Annotated in this window: 17 protein-coding genes; 16 read left to right on the top strand and 1 reads right to left on the bottom strand. The window is 35.1% G+C overall.

Features of this window, described 5'->3' with window-relative positions; all coding sequences use genetic code 11:
- The first annotated feature begins 166 nt into the window (after positions 1 to 166).
- From AC3QLY_RS04540 to AC3QLY_RS04505, 8 genes are all read left to right on the top strand, one after another.
- On the top strand, positions 167 to 781 hold the full coding sequence (locus AC3QLY_RS04540; protein WP_492990754.1) for an SHOCT domain-containing protein: 615 nt from the start codon (positions 167 to 169) through the stop codon (positions 779 to 781).
- A gap of 3 nt (positions 782 to 784) precedes the next feature.
- Positions 785 to 1195 carry a hypothetical protein gene (locus AC3QLY_RS04535; RefSeq protein WP_492990752.1) on the top strand — a complete coding sequence of 137 codons (411 nt, stop codon included), beginning with the start codon at positions 785 to 787 and terminating at the stop codon, positions 1193 to 1195.
- Positions 1196 to 1524: 329 nt separating this feature from the next.
- Positions 1525 to 1938, top strand: a complete 414-nt coding sequence (locus AC3QLY_RS04530) for a hypothetical protein (protein ID WP_074417588.1) — start codon at positions 1525 to 1527, stop codon at positions 1936 to 1938.
- 367 nt (positions 1939 to 2305) lie between these two features.
- Positions 2306 to 2806 (top strand): hypothetical protein, encoded by a 501-nt coding sequence (locus AC3QLY_RS04525; protein ID WP_492990750.1) that lies wholly within the window; start codon positions 2306 to 2308, stop codon positions 2804 to 2806.
- A gap of 18 nt (positions 2807 to 2824) precedes the next feature.
- Positions 2825 to 3214, top strand: coding sequence for a hypothetical protein (locus AC3QLY_RS04520; protein WP_492990748.1), 390 nt, complete (start codon positions 2825 to 2827; stop codon positions 3212 to 3214).
- Between the two features lie 248 nt (positions 3215 to 3462).
- Positions 3463 to 3978 (top strand): DUF6680 family protein, encoded by a 516-nt coding sequence (locus tag AC3QLY_RS04515; protein ID WP_074420270.1) that lies wholly within the window; start codon positions 3463 to 3465, stop codon positions 3976 to 3978.
- Positions 3979 to 4559: 581 nt separating this feature from the next.
- Positions 4560 to 4994, top strand: coding sequence for a DUF6326 family protein (locus tag AC3QLY_RS04510; RefSeq protein ID WP_074420269.1), 435 nt, complete (start codon positions 4560 to 4562; stop codon positions 4992 to 4994).
- 15 nt (positions 4995 to 5009) lie between these two features.
- Positions 5010 to 5711 carry a DUF4386 domain-containing protein gene (locus AC3QLY_RS04505; RefSeq protein WP_074420268.1) on the top strand — a complete coding sequence of 234 codons (702 nt, stop codon included), beginning with the start codon at positions 5010 to 5012 and terminating at the stop codon, positions 5709 to 5711.
- A gap of 513 nt (positions 5712 to 6224) precedes the next feature.
- Here the strand turns inward: AC3QLY_RS04505 and AC3QLY_RS04500 are convergent.
- Entirely contained in the window at positions 6225 to 6386 is a 162-nt protein-coding gene (locus AC3QLY_RS04500) for a hypothetical protein (RefSeq protein ID WP_176712970.1), read from the bottom strand.
- A 606-nt stretch (positions 6387 to 6992) separates the two neighbouring features.
- Here AC3QLY_RS04500 and AC3QLY_RS04495 point away from each other — a divergent pair.
- From AC3QLY_RS04495 to AC3QLY_RS04460, 8 genes are all read left to right on the top strand, one after another.
- A complete protein-coding gene (locus AC3QLY_RS04495) occupies positions 6993 to 8348 on the top strand; it encodes an IS110 family RNA-guided transposase (protein ID WP_492990040.1) in 1356 nt (451 codons plus the stop codon).
- Positions 8349 to 8431: 83 nt separating this feature from the next.
- Positions 8432 to 8638, top strand: coding sequence for a hypothetical protein (locus AC3QLY_RS04490; RefSeq protein WP_074419675.1), 207 nt, complete (start codon positions 8432 to 8434; stop codon positions 8636 to 8638).
- A gap of 851 nt (positions 8639 to 9489) precedes the next feature.
- Positions 9490 to 9816, top strand: coding sequence for a helix-turn-helix domain-containing protein (locus AC3QLY_RS04485; protein WP_140999529.1), 327 nt, complete (start codon positions 9490 to 9492; stop codon positions 9814 to 9816).
- 3 nt (positions 9817 to 9819) lie between these two features.
- A complete protein-coding gene (locus AC3QLY_RS04480) occupies positions 9820 to 10737 on the top strand; it encodes a DNA-methyltransferase (protein WP_218330810.1) in 918 nt (305 codons plus the stop codon).
- Positions 10738 to 10751: 14 nt separating this feature from the next.
- On the top strand, positions 10752 to 13514 hold the full coding sequence (locus AC3QLY_RS04475; RefSeq protein WP_218330811.1) for an N-6 DNA methylase: 2763 nt from the start codon (positions 10752 to 10754) through the stop codon (positions 13512 to 13514).
- Positions 13515 to 13517: 3 nt separating this feature from the next.
- Positions 13518 to 15461, top strand: coding sequence for an argonaute/piwi family protein (locus AC3QLY_RS04470; RefSeq protein WP_218330812.1), 1944 nt, complete (start codon positions 13518 to 13520; stop codon positions 15459 to 15461).
- 6 nt (positions 15462 to 15467) lie between these two features.
- Positions 15468 to 16562 carry an SIR2 family protein gene (locus tag AC3QLY_RS04465; protein WP_218330813.1) on the top strand — a complete coding sequence of 365 codons (1095 nt, stop codon included), beginning with the start codon at positions 15468 to 15470 and terminating at the stop codon, positions 16560 to 16562.
- 536 nt (positions 16563 to 17098) lie between these two features.
- The gene (locus tag AC3QLY_RS04460) at positions 17099 to 18010 is read left to right on the top strand and encodes a hypothetical protein (protein WP_074420915.1); all 912 of its coding nucleotides are present in this window, start codon (positions 17099 to 17101) and stop codon (positions 18008 to 18010) included.
- The last annotated feature ends 10 nt before the right edge of the window (positions 18011 to 18020 follow it).

The following is an 18020-nucleotide window of genomic DNA, read 5'->3' as shown; positions in this document are numbered from 1 at the left end:
GTAACACGGGTTTTGCGTCAGGCGGGGTGACGTGCAAATTTGGAGCTTTGTGATTCTATTTAAGTTCAGTGCTGGTTGACAGTTTTGTACTCCGAAACCCGCCCGAACGCAAAGCCCGAAAACGTTGCACGCAAGCAATTTGACACACACTAAGACTTTATAAAAAATGAGAACTCAATTAAAAAAAGACGAGAAAGTAGCTTTAATAACAAAGCTGCATTGGTTTCCTACTTTGTTCAACAAATTTGCATTTGGACTTTTATGTTCAATCATAGGAATTAAAATTGGTGGTTATGGTTTGTGCTTGACAATAGCTGCAATTTTATTCTGTGTTTACAAGTATTTTGAGTGGCAAAAAAACATTTGGATTGTTACAAACTTTCGTGTTATTGATGAGTTTGGACTACTCTCACTTAACGCAAAAGAAAGTCCACTTGATAAAATAAATAATGTTTCATTCAGCCAAAATTTTATGGAAAGAAATTGGGGTTATGGAACTGTTGTTATTCAAACAGCAGCAGGACACGGTGCTACAACTTATAGTGGAGTTGAAAATCCTCAAAAGTTGAAAGACACAATTACAACAATGCAAGAAGAGTATAAAAATTCATTCGCTAAAAATCAAGCAAAAGAACTTGCAAACATTTTTGGACAAGTGCAACAAAACAATAACAGCAATTCAATTTCAGTAGAGTTGGAAAAGCTATTTGACCTTAAACTTAAAGGTATAATAAGCGAAGACGAATACAATAAACTAAAAGCAAAATTGTTAAACGCATAAACAATGACACAAGATTTACTGTTGCTAAACGACAGCAATTTTTGGAACAGCATCAATGAAAGACACAACCAAAATGGTGGTGTTTATAAAATCATTGCAGTTCGTAATGAAACAAGAATACCCATTAACAGGTTTTTAGGAGCAGACATTGAAGGCGTTTTATACATTGGCAAAGCAACTTCCTTTATTGACAGAGTAATTGAATTAAAGAAATCAATTGCACCAGAATATAATGGAACAGGACATATTTGTGGCAGACGATACAAAGCAAATCCAAACATTGCAAAACAATTTCCTTATGAGATTTTATTTATAGAACTTTTGCAAACAGACAAACCCGAAGAACTTGAACGTTCATTATTGACAACATATGCTGAAAAATTTGGAGAAGTTCCACCACTAAATGCAATATGAATTTAGTAAGACTTTGCCAGCGTGCAACATCAGGTTTTGTGTTAGCAGGGGGCGACAGTACGCACTTCATCATTTGTTCGCTATTCAACTTTGGTTCAGGCTGGACGTTATAAATTTAGCTATGTGCAAATCATCAACAACATATCTTTGTTCAGCAGCAGTTGTGGGCTGACGGAACACAGAAACCCTGCCAACACAAAGCACTGAACGTTGTATGCAACCAATTTCGTAATCCGCTTTCAATTCGTGGCAGGACAAAATTCACAGCCACTAACTGTTGGACATATACTTTCGGTTGACACATTTTAGACATTTTAAATTTTGGCAGAATGAAAGTTAATATCGGTAAAATAGAAACTTCAAATTGGTATTACAACAAACATAATAACATAAAACAGGGCGAGTTTAATGTTATCAATGAAAATCTAAAACTTACGCCTTTTGTTTACAATTCACAGACACCTAAGTTTTTTAAATTAGTTCTTGAATGGGAGTTTAGAATTAAAGACGAGGATAAAACCTTTAATATCCTGACACTTGACGGGACACAGGAATTTGTAATAGAACTAAACGACAATCAAGACAAAGAAACTTTAAAAAACATGTTGAGCACATCTCAAATGCACTTCGAGGACGACCTGAAAGAAAAACTTAAAGGGACAGTTTTAGAAAGTTATAGTTTTAAGTGGGTGTACTTTGACCAAACGGCGGACAATATTTTAGCTCTTGTTCGTAAAGAGTAATAGTTCCGACATTTAACGGGTTATCAAAAATTAATTTTGACATATCTTCTTTATTTATAGGTTCTACACATGCTGACTGACTTTGGCTGCATACAACATTGGGTTTGGCAATAGTTTGGCTGGATGTTGTTACATCAGTTTTTGTGCTACTATCAGCTTTTGTTCCAACTTGACGTTTTTCAATTTTACTTTTGCTCATATCTTCAACTTTTAGTTAGTAATTTAGCTTTGGTTACGGGCTGACGTTTTCCAAATTCCAAACCATCGCCAAGCCCTTCAACGTTGTAGGCAATTATCTGCAGGTTTATAATTATGCATACACTGGATAAACCGAAAAAATAAAGAGCACGTACTTAAAACTATTTATATGAAATTGATTTTAAAAATTACACTTGCAATTATTTTTTTACTTTCTTGTAATTCATCAAGTAAACCCAAAGATGATGAAAAAAATGTACCAAATATAGAAAGTCATAACTCATCACCTATATCATACGATACTATTCAAATTCAACATTTAACAAAATTCGATAGCCTTTATGTTGGAACCTGGGAGTCAGAAAGAATTACAAGAGATGATAATATTAAGGTTACAGATCCAGATGGAAAAACTTACTTAAGAATAACAAAACCAGACGATTACTATAGAGTTGAATTAAAATCATCCAAAACGAATGGATATGAAGAACTGCAAAATAAATTCCAAAAAATGTCAGATTTTATTATACAAATTGAAGAAGCTGTTAACGTACAAAACATTTTAATGATAGATGACGAAAAAAATAAATTAAAATTTGAAAGTCGACCTATGTGGCACGGTACACAAACCAAAGGCACAATAACAATAATATATCACAAGATTAAGTAAAACTTTAAACTACAGTTTATGAGTAATTCACTTACAAACGATTTTTTTCAATTAATGGAGAAAAAGAAGAAGAATATAGAATTAAAACAAACAATTCGCATGAAGGATATCGGTCGACAAGCATATCATTTTTTTGAATGTCAAGCATTTACTTATTTGCAACAGCACAACAACCCTGAAAAATATTTCATATTCGAGCGTTTAAAAAGAACTTGCATTGATGGAGAAAAAGTAAATCCAAAGCTGAAAGCAGCTGACATAGAATATCGAATATCCTACTATATAGTTGGTAAAAATGGTACAAAAAAAAACAAATGGACTTTTGGTCAGTTTTGTCCAAACATTCCCACAAGAGATTTCGATAAATTAATTGAAAAAGCAAAATTAGATAAAGTCATAATTGACTGACTACAAAATAAACTGCCTACAACATTGCATTGGCATTATGTCGGCTGACGGAACGTTGGAGCCCAGCGGCAGCAAGAAATCAGCTATAGTTCCAGCTTGACGTTATAAATTTAGCGACAGAATAAATCATCTACTTTTGTATCTTTATTCAACAACAGTTCTCGGCTGACGGATCACGGAATTCCGCCACAACGCCAATGCGGGAACGTTGGTGGCAAGGCGGACACCCCAATCATCAAAAAACATAAATGGAGACAAAAGACATCATCATGACAGTTGCAGTGCTGGTTGGACCTATCGCTGCTATTCAAATTCAAAAATGGTTAGACAACCGTAGGGAAATAAGGGGGCGAAAATTGAATATTTTCAAAACACTTATGACTACACGAGCAACACGAGTTTCATTAGAGCATATACAGGCATTAAACATGATAGACATCGAATTCATTGGGAAGAAATATCAAAAAGTGGTTCAAGCATGGCGACAATATCACGACATGCTTTCCAATAGTAATCCTCAAGCTCAGGACTGGAGCAACCGAATTGATGATTTGTTTATTAATCTTCTTTTTGAAATGGGGCAAGTGTTAGGCTATTCATTTGACAAGGTAATGCTTAGGAGAACTGCATATTCACCAATTGCTCATGGTGACTTAGAATTTGACCAACAGGTTATTAGAAAAGGATTGTCAAATATTATGAAGGGGGAAGCCGCTTTACCAGTCTACTTTGTTAATGGAAACAACACCGAAACGCAAGAATAGCCCAGCCACCAACATGGGGTTTGCTGCTATGGCGGGGCGACAAACAAAACTTCAGCTATGTGCAGTCGTCAGCAGCAGTTCCAGCGTGACGAACAAAGCCAGGCTTTAGTTCTTATCTTCAACTTCCAAAACAAACCTGGGTAGCGGTTCGGGCTGGGCGTTCAACGAATACCGCCACATCGCCAAGCCCTGTTCGTTGGCTGCAAGGCTAAAGCGACCAGTATGAAAATTTGTAAACTCTGCGGACTTCCCAAAGTATTAATAAAAAAATCGCATATCATTCCTGACTTTATGTACAAGGGAATGTTTGACGAAAACCATAAACTTGTTCTACAACCGTTTAGACAGGGGGACATCAACACCTTATCTTTGTTCAGCACCAGTTCCCAGCTTGACAGAACGCTATTTCAGCCACATCGCCAAGCCCTGTTCGTTAGTGGCAAGTGTATCGGCCGACCGTTTCCAGTTTACAGCAGACTATAAATAATTTATTTCCCTTGTAACTTTTTATACGATTCAATCGTTTCGTCAGTTCGTTACACTAAAAGCAGACAATTATTAACTTAACTCTAAAGAGATTTATGAATTCAAGTGGGACAAATACAAGTGATTTTGAAGACTTAAAAGTTAATATCAAAATCAAACTTTCGGCACTTTGGGCTTCTGTTACATTTTTTTATATCTATGGCGACTATTTTGAACTCTATGTGCCTAACAAAGTGCAAGGGATAATCAATGGTAACAGTATGCTTGACAATCCAGTAAAATTGTTTGCAGCTTCAGTATTATTGGCAGTTCCAGCCTTAATGATTTGCTTGTCTGTTATATTGAAACCCCGAATAAATAGAAAGTTAAACATAATTGCAGGTTGCTTTTTTACAGCAATTATGTTTTTGATTGCAGTTACATCAATTTCAGAATGGAGAACCTTCTATGTTTTTTATGCAATCGTCGAAAGCATACTTACTTCAATAATCGTATGGTATGCTTGGAAATGGACAAAAGTAAAAAATTAAATTACCAACTGAATTATGGCGACAGATTTCTCAAACAAAAAATTAGCAAGAATTGCAGGACTTTTATATTTAGGAGTAGTAGTAACAGGGATTTTTACTTTAATGTATGTGCCTTCTAAACTTTTTAATGCAGATAATGCTTCTTTGGTTTATCAAAATATTGCTTCAGCTCAAACACTTTTACGGTTTGGAATCGTTGGCGGACTTTTATGCTATACATTTTTTCTTTTCTTGCCACTCGTACTGTACAAATTATTGAAATCCGTAAATGAAAATTATGCTAAACTAATGGTGCTTTTAGCGGTTTTGAGTGTTCCCGTATTTTTCTTAAATGTTCAAAACCTATTTTCAATTCTTTCCCTTATCAAAGAAGGACAAAATAAATTAGGGTTATCAATAGAGCAAATCCAATCGCAGGTAATGTTATATCTTGGACAGTATGACAACGGCATGCGAATTGTGCATATATTTTCAGGACTTTGGTTGTTCCCTTTCGGTTATTTAGTTTTCAAATCCGAGTTCCTGCCCAAAATTTTAGGAGTATTACTAATGTTTGGCTGTTTTGGATACTTAATAAATTTCTTAGGCCACACTCTAATTCATAACTACTCTAAAATTGGAATATCATCATACATAAGTTTACCAGCAAGTATTGGAGAAATTGGAACTTGTTTGTGGTTATTAATTGCGGGTGTAAAAGACAAAAAAACAACTTGACGACAAAAACGCCTGCCACCAACAAAAGTATTTGCAAAAGCAGGGCTGGACATTGTGACATCAGCTATATGCAATTATCAACAGCCGTTCTGGCTCGACGTTCAATGTTCAGCTTTAGTTCATAACTTCAACAACATATTTTCAAATGGGCATTTGTACCGGGCTGGACAATCAATGAATTCCCTGTCTTCGCAAATACTCGAACGTTGCCTGTCATGCCCAACAACCCGTTTAAAGTTCACGGCTGATATTTACAACTTTTTATTTTTTCATTTTTAAAATTTCATAATAATATGGTTCATTCGCCTAACAGCAGTTGGACAAAATGCCCCAAGTGCGACAAAACACAATTTGAACTTGTTGAAGATGTCCCTACTGGGACAACATGGGTGCATCTTTATTTAAGATGTTCAAGTTGTAAAACTTTTTTACAAATGGTTCCGTATGATAACACAAATGTTTTACTTGAAACAATGCAAAAAGACATCAACAAAATCAAAAGTGTTTTAAAAATTATTGATTAAGGATTTTAGGATTAACTTCTTTTGGAAAGTTTTGAATCCAATCATAATAATTCTTTGCGGTATCAAGAATTTTATCAGGACAATGCTTACATGCTTCTGCAGCAATTCTAAGACACATTATTTTTACATCTACAAACTTTTCAACTGACATGATTTTTCTGCGACTGCCCAAACTTGTTATTAAAATATTCAGTTTTGACACAACACTTTTTGGGCAGTCGGCTTTGGACTGTAAGCGAAGCATAAAACCTATAAATAAAAGAACTTGTTTTGACAATGGCACGAACAGGCAACAAATGTATTGCCAATAGCAGGGGGCGACAGTCCGCAATTCAACTGCGGAACTTTATTCAGCCACATATCCGGCTGACGTATTTCAATTAAGATGTTTATCATTTTCTGTACTTTTATTTTTTTAATCAACTTCGGCAGCCAGCTTGACGGGTGCTATTGCCCCGCCTTCGGCAATACCTACCGTTGCACGCCATTCCCCATTTTCCGAAACAAAAATAATTTCTGGTGCTAACGGGAATTCACGGTTTGGATTTTCCTCAATAATTTTAAAGCGACTCTTTGCAAGACCCTTTTAAGCATTGGTGCATCAAAGCCCGTGCGTCATTCTGGTTGGAATGTAAAATCCGGGTGTACTAAGCACCGGGATGTGATAATTTCAGTGGTGCCCCCTTGTGGAGAGCCCGTTCAGAATAATTACAAGTCAAAGCTACATTCCCTTAGAGTCATTTTAAAATATTTTATTATGACAAACAAAAAACTGAAGATGGATATTATCCATCCGCACGCTGCCGGTATTGATATCGGCAGCCGTTCTCATTTTGTAGCGGTAGGCCAGGATGAAAATGATGTCAAAGAATTTGGCGTTTATGCCGATGACCTCACTCAAATCTGCTTACATCTAAAACAACACTACATTACCTCTGTTGCTATGGAAAGTACCGGAAGCTACTGGCAAAACCTCTACGTGGAATTAATCAAACACGGCTTTGAAGTAGTGCTTTGCAATGGTAAATTCACCCGAAACATCAAAGGCAAAAAGAGCGATGTAAAAGATGCCCGCTGGATACAAAAACTCCATAGCATTGGACTGCTCAGCGGCAGTTTTTTGCCCGACGAAACTACCGAAGTATTAAGAACCTACTGCCGGCAGCGGCAGAACTGGCAGGACTTATCAGTAGAAGCTACCCATAAAATGCAAAAGTATTTAAAGCTCCTTAACTTCAGGCTTGATGTCGTCGTTCGGGATGTATGCGGCCTTACCGGGTTAAAAATTATTGAAGATATATGCAAAGGAAACCTGGATGCTGCTTCGCTTGCCAAACACCGCCACTTTAATTGCCGCAAAAGTGAAGAGGAAATTACAAAAGCGCTAAAAGGAAATAACCGGCAGGACTATTTATTCGGGCTACGCCAGGAATACGATGCCTACCTGTTTATCCAAAATAAAATGCTTGAATGCGAAAAGCAAATCAGCAGCTTTCTCCAACAACAAATCAACAGCAGCCCGAAAAAGAAAAAACTTCAGGCCCCGGAAAAGAAACATAAGCGGCTCAACAAAAATGCTATTACCGGTATTGACCTTAACCAGGCAGCCTGTCAATATTTTGAAGGAGTGGACTTATTCACAATAGAAGGGCTTGGGCATGCTACTGTACTAAGCATCATCAGCGAAGTGGGACCGGATGGCTTTACTAAATTTGAAACAGCCAAACATTTTACTTCCTGGCTCAGGTTGGCTCCCAACAATAAAGTAAGCGGGGGCAAGCTACTCAGCACCAAAACTCCCAAAGGAAGCAACCGGTTAAAAATAGCATTGCGTAATGCTGCCAATGCTATCGGAAATTTAAAAGACACACATCTGTCTAACTTTTTTAAAAGAGTTTGTTACCGAAAAGGCAGAACCGTAGCCGTCAGCGCCACAGCCAGAAAGCTGGCTGTCATCATCTGGAATATGGTAGTCAAAAAAATTCCTTATCAGCCACCCACACATTATCTTTTCCTCGATGAAAAAAGAAAGCTCGGCCTGGTTAAACGCATTCGAAAACAAATAGATAAATTTGGACTGACTAATGATGACCTGGGGCTTTTAACAACTTAAACGATTTCTACGTTAGTCAGAATGCTTAGAGACCTCTTACAGGTTGACACATTCTTTTTATTCACAAACCACATAAACCAACTATGACAGTTAGATTATTCTTCAAGACCGGCGACAAAACATTCAGCGAAAAAGACAGCATCGAACTTGAGTTTAGACCATTTGAAGGTGATGTTCTACACCATCAAGGCAATCGCTACCTAATCAGGTTAGTCGAATACGGTGCGCCTGTAAATGGTAAGCAAACGATTTCGGCATTTTTAACTACTGCTCCTGCCACCATCGAGTAACTCAATCCGCTGACAGGAAAGTATTTGTTTAGACATGCCATAATGAATAATGCTTGACACAAGTGAATTGGCTTGCTGGAGGACTTCAAAATATTCAAATTCATTCTCCAGACCATCAAGACCTACTTCAATATTGTGTAGTGTTGCGACCGCTTCTCTAACTGGGACTGTCTTGTATATCGGTTGACTGTTTTTTTCGGACATACCATTGTTGCGGCTGCCCAAACTTGTGTAAGTAATTCGGTTTGACACAACACTTTTTGGACAGCCGACTTTGGACTATAAGCGAAGTGATAAACCTATAAACAAAGAGCTTTTGTTGGACAACAGCACAAACACACAACAGGGGGTTTGCTGCTATGGCGGGGCGACGGAACGCAGGTTCAGCGACATGCCGCTACCTTGGCAGCAGTCCCGGCTGGCGAAACGCAATTGGGCTTTTGTTTTTTATCTTCATCTTTTGTATGTTTATTGGGCTGTTGTTCGGGGCTGGACGTTCAATGAATGCCGCCATAGCAGCAAGCCCTGTTCGTTACCAGCAAGCGTAGAGAACGACACGACCACCAACAGACGACCTTAACTCGACAGACCATTTCGCTGTTCTTTGACACAGACCGACCTGACTTTACCGATACTCAAGCCGACCCAAATGGTTTTAAAAATTTTTCCCACCGCACATTTTAAAAGATAATTTTATGCCTATCCGCACTTTGCACATTTGGTTTTGCCCTGACACACAATGCCATCCCTTCCGCAAAACCAAAAGAGCAAAATTTTTCCCACGCACTTGTTCAGGTTATGAAAATAAATTGTATTTTTGACAAAATTGTCAAGGCGAAAATTTCAAGGTAATGAAAGAAACATTTGGAGAATACATACACAATTTGAGAGTTGAACACGGTTTAACTCTGACAAAACTTGCTGCTGCACTTGATATTGACCAATCAACGCTTTCCAAGATTGAAAATCAAAAACGCAATGTTCCAGAAGAAATACTTCCCAAACTTGCCAAAGTTTTCAAGCTGGACATCAAGAAACTAGAAAAAGAATTTTTCAGTGAAAAGATAGCAGAAATGATTTATCGTGTTCCGGACTCAACAGAATTATTGACACTGGCAGAGGAAAAAGCGAAATACTACAGAGTATCAAAGGTTAAACAAGGAAATTTAAAATTTTAAGAAATGGCAAAATCAATAGAACAATACTTAAACAAAGTTATTCAAGGCGACTGCTTAGAGGTTATGAAAAATATTCCGAGCAAATCCATTGATATGATTCTTTGTGATTTACCATACGGAACAACTCAAAACAAGTGGGATTCGGTAATTGACTTAGACCAACTTTGGGAACATTATGAAAGAATCATCAAAGATGATGGAGCAATTGCATTGACTGCACAGGGACTGTTTACTGCAAAATTGATTATGAGTAATGAGAAGTTATTCAAATACAAAATCGTTTGGATAAAATCTAAATCAACAAACTTCTTAAATGCAAAGAAGCAACCACTGCGTAAACACGAGGACATTTGTATTTTCTATAAAAAACAGCCTACATATAATCCTCAAATGACAAATGGAGAGGCATACGACAAAGGCATTAGAAAAGACCAATACACAGGTAGTTATGGAGATTTCAAACCAAGACACGTTAAAAGTAATGGAGACAGATACCCGAATGATGTTGTATGCTACGAAGAACAACCAATAGACGATTTTGTATATATAAAAACAGCAGAATCGGAAGGTCCTGTTTTGCATCCGACACAAAAGCCAATTGAATTAGGAAGATACCTGATAAAGACCTTTACAAAACTAGGAGATGTTGTTCTAGACAATGCTTGTGGAAGTGGAAGCTTTCTACTTTCTGCAATTCTTGAAAACAGACAATTTATTGGAATTGAGAAAAATGAAGATGTTTTACTTCACAAAGTTAAACCAGTTGATTACATTAAAATTTGCACTGATAGGATTCAAGAAACACTTAAACGCAAGGAGATTGAAGAATCAACTTTAAGATTATTCAATGAGCCAATTGCAAAATATCATACACTTAATTATAAAAACGGAAAGGCAAAAGCAAGTCCAGCAATTTATTAATTGAATTACCTGAAATGGCAAAAGTTACATACAACGAAAGAAGCTGGGCAATAGATGTTATAAGTGAAATCAGCTTGCATCTTGCAAATAAAAGTTGGCACTTTAAAAGTGCAGGTGGTGAAAGCACCATAAGCAACGAAAAATCAAGTCTATTTCCTGATGTGTTGATTTTCAAAGACCAAACAAGAAATATCATTTTGCAGGGTTGGGAATTGAAAATGCCTGACACACCAATTAATGATGCTGAATTAATTAGCAATGCAATCAAAAAAGCTAAGATTTTACAAAGAGACAGTTTTATTCTGTGGAATGTAAAGAGTGCCGTTCTTTATTCTAAACAAGGAGATTCATTCTCAATTTTAAAAACTTGGAATGACATTGACATTAATAACCGAACAGAAGTAAAGCCAAAAGAAACTCTTTGGAAATCATTACTGCATACCATACTTTCAGACTTAAACGGCTATTTTGAATCAGGAGAAATTTCAGATGAAGTTTCAACAGAAATTTTAGCTGTTGATGCAATCATTGATGTTATTCTCGAAAATATATCCTCAACAGCAGAAAACATAAGGGCAAATTTTAGGAGAAATCCAAGACTTGAAGCCCAAATAAACTACTGGTGGCTATCCTCGGCAACAGAATATGGTTATAATCCGACTGCAATAAAAGACGCTTCAAATAAATTACCTACTCTTTCAAAAGTAATTTTAACCGATTGGGTTTTCAAAATCATCTTCGCAAATGTGCTGAAAAGGCATTTTAATGAAGCAAGAGCAATAGAATCAATAAACAATGAAACTTCGATTGAACAAGCAAAGGACATAATTGCCTCAATATCCGAGCATTGTAATTTTTGGAATATTTTCAGTGATAACCTTGCAATTGAGTTCATTTCAAATTCTGCTTGGAAACAAATTATCCAGTTAAATCAGTTTCTTTCATCAATCAACATTGCAGGAATTGAAATCGAAATCCTTCATAATTTACTCCAATCTTCAATTGTTTCAGCAAAACGTAAAGTAGCCGGACAATTTGCTACTCCTAAAAAGTTAGCGGATTTATTGGTTAGATTAACAATAGAAGACAAAGAAGGAATTGTAATTGACCCTTGTTGCGGAACAGGAACAATAATCAATCAAGCATATTTGCTCAAACAAGAATACGAGTTTAATCAAGACGAAATTATAAACAGTATTTGGGCATCAGACAAACATTCTTTCCCTATTCAATTGTCTACACTTACTTTGGCAAAGCCAAACAACATTGGCAAGGTGCTTAACATTTTTAGAAAAGATGTGATTGAATTAGCAACAGGGCAAAATGTAACTTTCAAAGACCCAAACAATGGAAACGATATTGTAAAAATTTTCCCAACTATTGATTATGTTGTTTCAAACTTACCATTCATCAAGAGTAAAGAAATTGAAGTACTAAACCCGAACATAACAGAAATAAACAACTTCATTCAAGATGAAGCTGATACTACAAAATCACTAAGTGGCAAAAGCGACATTTTCGCTTATATCCCATTTTATTTACATCAACTACTTTCTGAAAACGGAAAAATTGGGCTGATACTTTCTAATGCTTGGTTGGGAACTGATTACGGAGAAATTTTCTTAGAGCTCACTCAAAAATTCTATGACATTGAAACTGTTGTAATTTCAGGAAAAGGAAAATGGTTTGACAATGCAGATGTAGTAACTACTTTCTTAATTGCAAAAAAGCGGAACCCAAATACTCCAATAGACCAAAACAGAACAATTTCATTTTGCACCCTAAAAGAAAGCATAGACGAAATACCTGACATTAAACAATTGAGCGAAAATATTTTGTTGGAAACTGATAATCAATTTGTAGCTGTTCAAAATTATTCAGTAAATGAGATAACCAATTTTGAAACTATTGGTGTTCCTTGGTGCGGTTACTTTGCAAATCTTAATTGGCTTACAGAAGTTTCAGAAAAACTAATTGATTGCAATCAGATTTTCAAGTTTACTCGTGGTGAAAGAAGAGGTTGGAATCCCTTATTTTATCCTGCATCTGGTCACAACATTGAAGCGGAATATATAAGACCAGTTCTGAAAAACCTAAGAGGAACATCAGGACTTTATTGTTCAGCAGATGGAGAAGCATTTTGTTGTTCAAGAAGTATTGAAGAATTAGAACAACTCAATCATACAGGTGCTTTGCAATGGATTAGAAGTTTTGAAAATCAAAACAACGAAACAGGCGTTCCGCTTACCCAATCTTTGCGTAGAGCAAACATGTTTTGGTATGAGATGAAAACCGATAATATGGCTGACTTTGTCGCTAATGTGAATTACGATAAAAGTTTATTCATTGCAACCTTTGTTAATCGTTCTTTCATTGACCAAAGAATGATTGGACTTTCAATTAAAGCGGAGCATCAAGATGAAAACAGAGTTTTACTGCTTGCCTTATTAAACAGCGTTCTAAGTATGTTTTTTATTGAAAGTTTCGGTTTTGGTAGAGGTTTAGGTGCACTTGATTTAAGAGCAACAAAATTTGAGCGTGATTTTAAACTATTAAATTTTCAGCTATTATCAGATGAACAAAAGCAAAATATCATAAATGCTTTTCAACCAATTGCAGAAAGGAACAGATTTCCTTTAGCCCAAGAATTTGAACAAACTGATAGAGTAAATTTTGAAAGAGTTCTTTTTGAAGCATTCGAGATTTCTGAACATTATGAAGCAATAAAATCATCCTTGCATCATCTTTATAAAATCAGATTTGCGGTAAAAAATTAAGATATGAAGAAAGAGTTTATTTCATTAAATTTCATAGAGTTCAATCCTAAAAAGTTTGATGCGGTTTTCTATTGTCAAAAATTAGACCTGATACCAGATGAGAACAGGCGTAACTATTATATCAGAAATCTTAAACCTTCTGATGACGCAAATAAATTTGAAAAATTTGCTATAGTATTTGAAGCCCAAGAAGGATTTGAAAGAAAGGTTATATCACATACCGAAAACATTGACATTACAAAACGTCTTATTTTCTATAATTTAAAAAAACTGTTACGAACTAAGGGCATAAAAGATATAGAAGTAAACAAGGATAAATACCATAGAATTTATTTACCGATTGAAAAGCATAATGAAGGTGTTGAAACCATTTGGATAGAGCCATATTTTTTAAAACAGACAAACTCGTTTGGGATTTTAATTGACTTTAAGTTTTTGGTGAGCCAAGAATACAAGAAATCTCTAAGCTCTCCTGTTGATAAAAGAATTTTACAACTTTCTGGAACTTTAGACAGTAGAGGAAACTCTAATAAAGCATTTTATCAATTCAAATTTGAAAAGTTGAAAAAATTCTTTAGCCAATATTATCAACCCCTAAGCAGTATTCATATAGGTGAGGTAAATTTTCAGCTATCGCAATCGCTAACAGAAATAAGTGCCCATTCTTTAAATCCCAAAATTTATCAATTTCAAAATGACGTTGAAAACGCCTCTCCTTATTTTGGATTGCAAAAGAACAAGCCTTATCAAAATCCTGAAAAAGAAACTAATTTTCTTTTTGTATTCAAGGACATTGATAGAAACATTGCTATTAATTTACTTAATGGTTTAAAAGGCATAACCTCACCTAATACATTTTCAGGCATTGAAAGTTTGTTCAAAATACCATTTAATAACGATTGCATTAAAGGAAAAAAAGTTGTCGAACTTTCTTTAGAGGTCTTAAATTCTATCGTTGAAGAAATAAAGATTGAAAAGGAAAAAGGAAAAAACGTTTTGCCTATTTTTATTACAAACTCAAGAGTAAATCAAGCAGATGACAAATTATATTTTCTAATCAAACACACTTTTACAAAAAATAATATCCCTTGCCAAGTAGTAACCAAAGACCTCATTAGCAATACTAAATCTCTAAGTTGGTCGTTGAGTAATATTGGGCTTCAAATATTTGCAAAGGCAGGTGGTAAACCTTGGAAAGTAAAACCAGCAATCAAAGAAGGGTTGATTATTGGCATTGGAAGTAAAAATAAAGAAGCCTTTATTACGGATGAGAATGGCTTTACAAGAAAAAAAATCGAAAAATATCTGACCTATTCAGTTTTGACTGACAGTAGCGGTTTATTCAAAGAAATACAGATTTTAAGTGAAACAGATAATGAAGCGGATTATTATAAAACCTTAATTACGAAATTAACCACCATTATTGAACAAGCGGTGAAAGATGGATATAAAGATATAGTCATTCATATTCCATTTAGAATTAGCAAAGAAAAGGTTTGGGATGTTATTTTTAAAAAAATATCTAATGACATAAATGTTTCTGTAATTCTTATAAACTCCGACCATAAGTATTTTGGATATGATTTATCTAAAAATGCTTTAGTTCCCTATGAAAGCACCTTTATTACATTATCAGAATATGAATATTTGGTTTGGTTTGAGGGCTTACAATACAACAATGCTCCGTTTTCAAAGCCAATAGGAAGCCCTATTTACATTGATTTTTGGTATTCAAATACCAAGACTTTATTACAAAATATTTCGTATAGAAAAAGCCTCTTGCAAGATTGTATAAATTTATCAGGTGCTAATTGGAGGGGCTTCAAAGCAAAGCAATTACCTGTGTCAATTTTCTATTGCCAAAAAATTGCTGATTTTTTGAAAAAATTTGAGGACTATGAGTTAGAGCATATTGAATTTGAAAATTTAAAACCTTGGTTTTTGTAATAAGATATGAAGAAATTTACAGATAGCGAATTAATAATACTTCTCGGTGCAGGAGCAAGCTGTGATGCTGGCATATTAAATTCTGACCAGATGATTAGCCGCATAGAGAATAAACTTAGTGATAACGATTGGAGAAAGTTCAAAGACCTTTATCATTATATCAAAAGCGTTCACTATCAAAAGCAGATTTTCAAAGGAGTAAATCCAACCAATGTCGGTTTCAATATCGAAGACCTAGTAAGTCTTTTGGATATTATTGTCGGCATCTCTAAAAGTGAAATTGACACTTATACATTTGTTGGTAGTTGGGAAAAGGATTTACAGCCGTTTATTACTAAACAAAGAGAAATTAGCTTGGTAAGCGATTTTAAAGAAAGCATAATAAAGGAGTTGAGAGGCGATTGGCTAATGCCTTCTGATTGGAAAAGCAAGTCAGGCTACTATAAAAAGTTGATTGACTTCAAAAATGAACTTAGCGGATTTCCTCTGAAAGTTTTCACCTTAAATTATGACTTGTGTGTTGAGCAAAATCTAAAAGATGAGTTTACAGAATTAGGGTTTGATGAATTTGACAAATGGAGTTTCAGGCGTTATGACTATGGCGATACGAATAGTGAAATTAGTTTTTACCTTTATAAACTTCACGGTTCTATAAATTGGCAAAAAACAAAAGACGAGCAATTAGTAAAAACCGAAGGTGACATTAAAACTGATGACCTTGCAATTATATTCGGTATCAGTAACAAATTACAATCATACGACCCATATTTGTTTTACTTTTATGAGTTTAGGGAACATTGTTTAGCTGCTAATCTCATTGTTTGTTCGGGATATGGTTTTTTAGACAATCACATAAACGATGTGATAAAACAAGGTTTAAAAGATAACCCGAAGAAAAAACTTGTTGTAAATGTCTTTGAGAAAAAAGATAATGAAAAAATACAGGAGGAAATTGCAGATATTTTAAAAATACAGGCAAGTCAAATTATTATTTATAACGAAAGAGCGATTGATTTTTTTAATAATAATTTGAAATTAGATAAATTCTCTGAACTCTTTCCCGAAGATGAAACTGATAAATCACTACCAACTGATTTTTAATATCCAACACACTGGTGTAAGCACATTTGCAAACCGCTACAAGCCCACCCGCAAACCAAAGTTTGCAAAAGAGCTTCCACCTCTCCCATCAGAGAAAAATATTTTTTAAAATTTCCTTCCCTTCAAAAATTTTTAAAACCGCCACCGCATAACCGACACATAAAGACCAAACACAAACCTGACAATGACATCGAAACTCTCATCATACTTGACTTTCACGACACGGACGACAGAACGCCAGCTGGTAACAGCGGTTTTGCGTAATGGCGGGTGTTGTGCTTCGTTTGACAGTTTTGTGGTAGGTTCAAGTGCAGTTCTACGATTGAACTTTTGTGCTAAAAATCCGCCACTACGCAAAGCCGCAAAACGTTAGCACTCACCCTAAAAGACGACACGACCAACAATAAACGAACAGAAAAAGATAGATAAGATGCCAACGCTTCAGCAAAATCAAAAGAGCTGCAACCCCACCCACAAAGCCAAACCAATGCAGCACATTTGCTTTTGCTCCAACCGCTGACTAAACTCGACAGAAAATGATATTGAACGAGACATATTATCAGAAACTTATAGAAAATTTCAAGGATGTTCAACATCTTGAAAATGATTTTTCTAATAATGTTGTAGCTCTGACAGTAAAAGTTATTCTTAAACATTACTACGACAACAAACCGCTTCACATAAATTTCCAAAACGCAAAAGACTCCTTATTTGAAATAGCAAAACACTTATATATTGAGTTGGCAAATGACATCTATAAAAACCACTACGACCTTCCTGACAATTTTGCTATCGGTGACAAGTTGAAAAGAATAAAAGACAACCAATATTATGAGATTACCAAAGTTGAAAATAACGACTACACTATCAGACAAATATTAAGAAAAAGAAAAACGGATATTTCCCCTGCAACCTTATCAGGAATTACCTATGAAAGGCTAACAAAAAACTATGTAAAATTAAAAGAAGGTACAGGAATTAGTGAAAGAACTATAAAAAATTACTTTGACTTTTTTGAAAACCTAAATAAGGAAAAGTGTGAGTTCCCAAGGTTGAATTTTGACAGAAAAACTGTATTTATTTCAAAAAAACCTTTATGGGACAGTTTAAATGTAAAGAGTAAAATACCCTCAATTTATCTACCAAATCCTAGGGAAGAGAATCATCTAAGTGAGACAAAGTCAATTCCTGCATTAACAGATTGTTTAGTTTATTTCACTCCAAAGTATGAAGTTTGTTATCAAAACATTTTACTTCAAAATAAACGATTAAAATCAGTTATTGTTTTTGATACAGAAGCTACGAGTATCGAACAAATGCTACTTGACAAACAACGGTTCGGATTCAATTTAATAATTTTATCAAACAGCTTAACTCCACAGAAAAACAACTCAATTCCTTGTTGGAATTGGTTCAAAGAAGAAGTTGAATTAGTAAATGCGTTATGATAAGATTTAA

Source organism: Hydrotalea sp. GW822-HT8A01, from assembly GCF_058798575.1.
The sequence above is the reverse complement of the archived record's forward strand: the minus strand, read 5'-3'. Positions and strand labels throughout refer to the sequence as shown.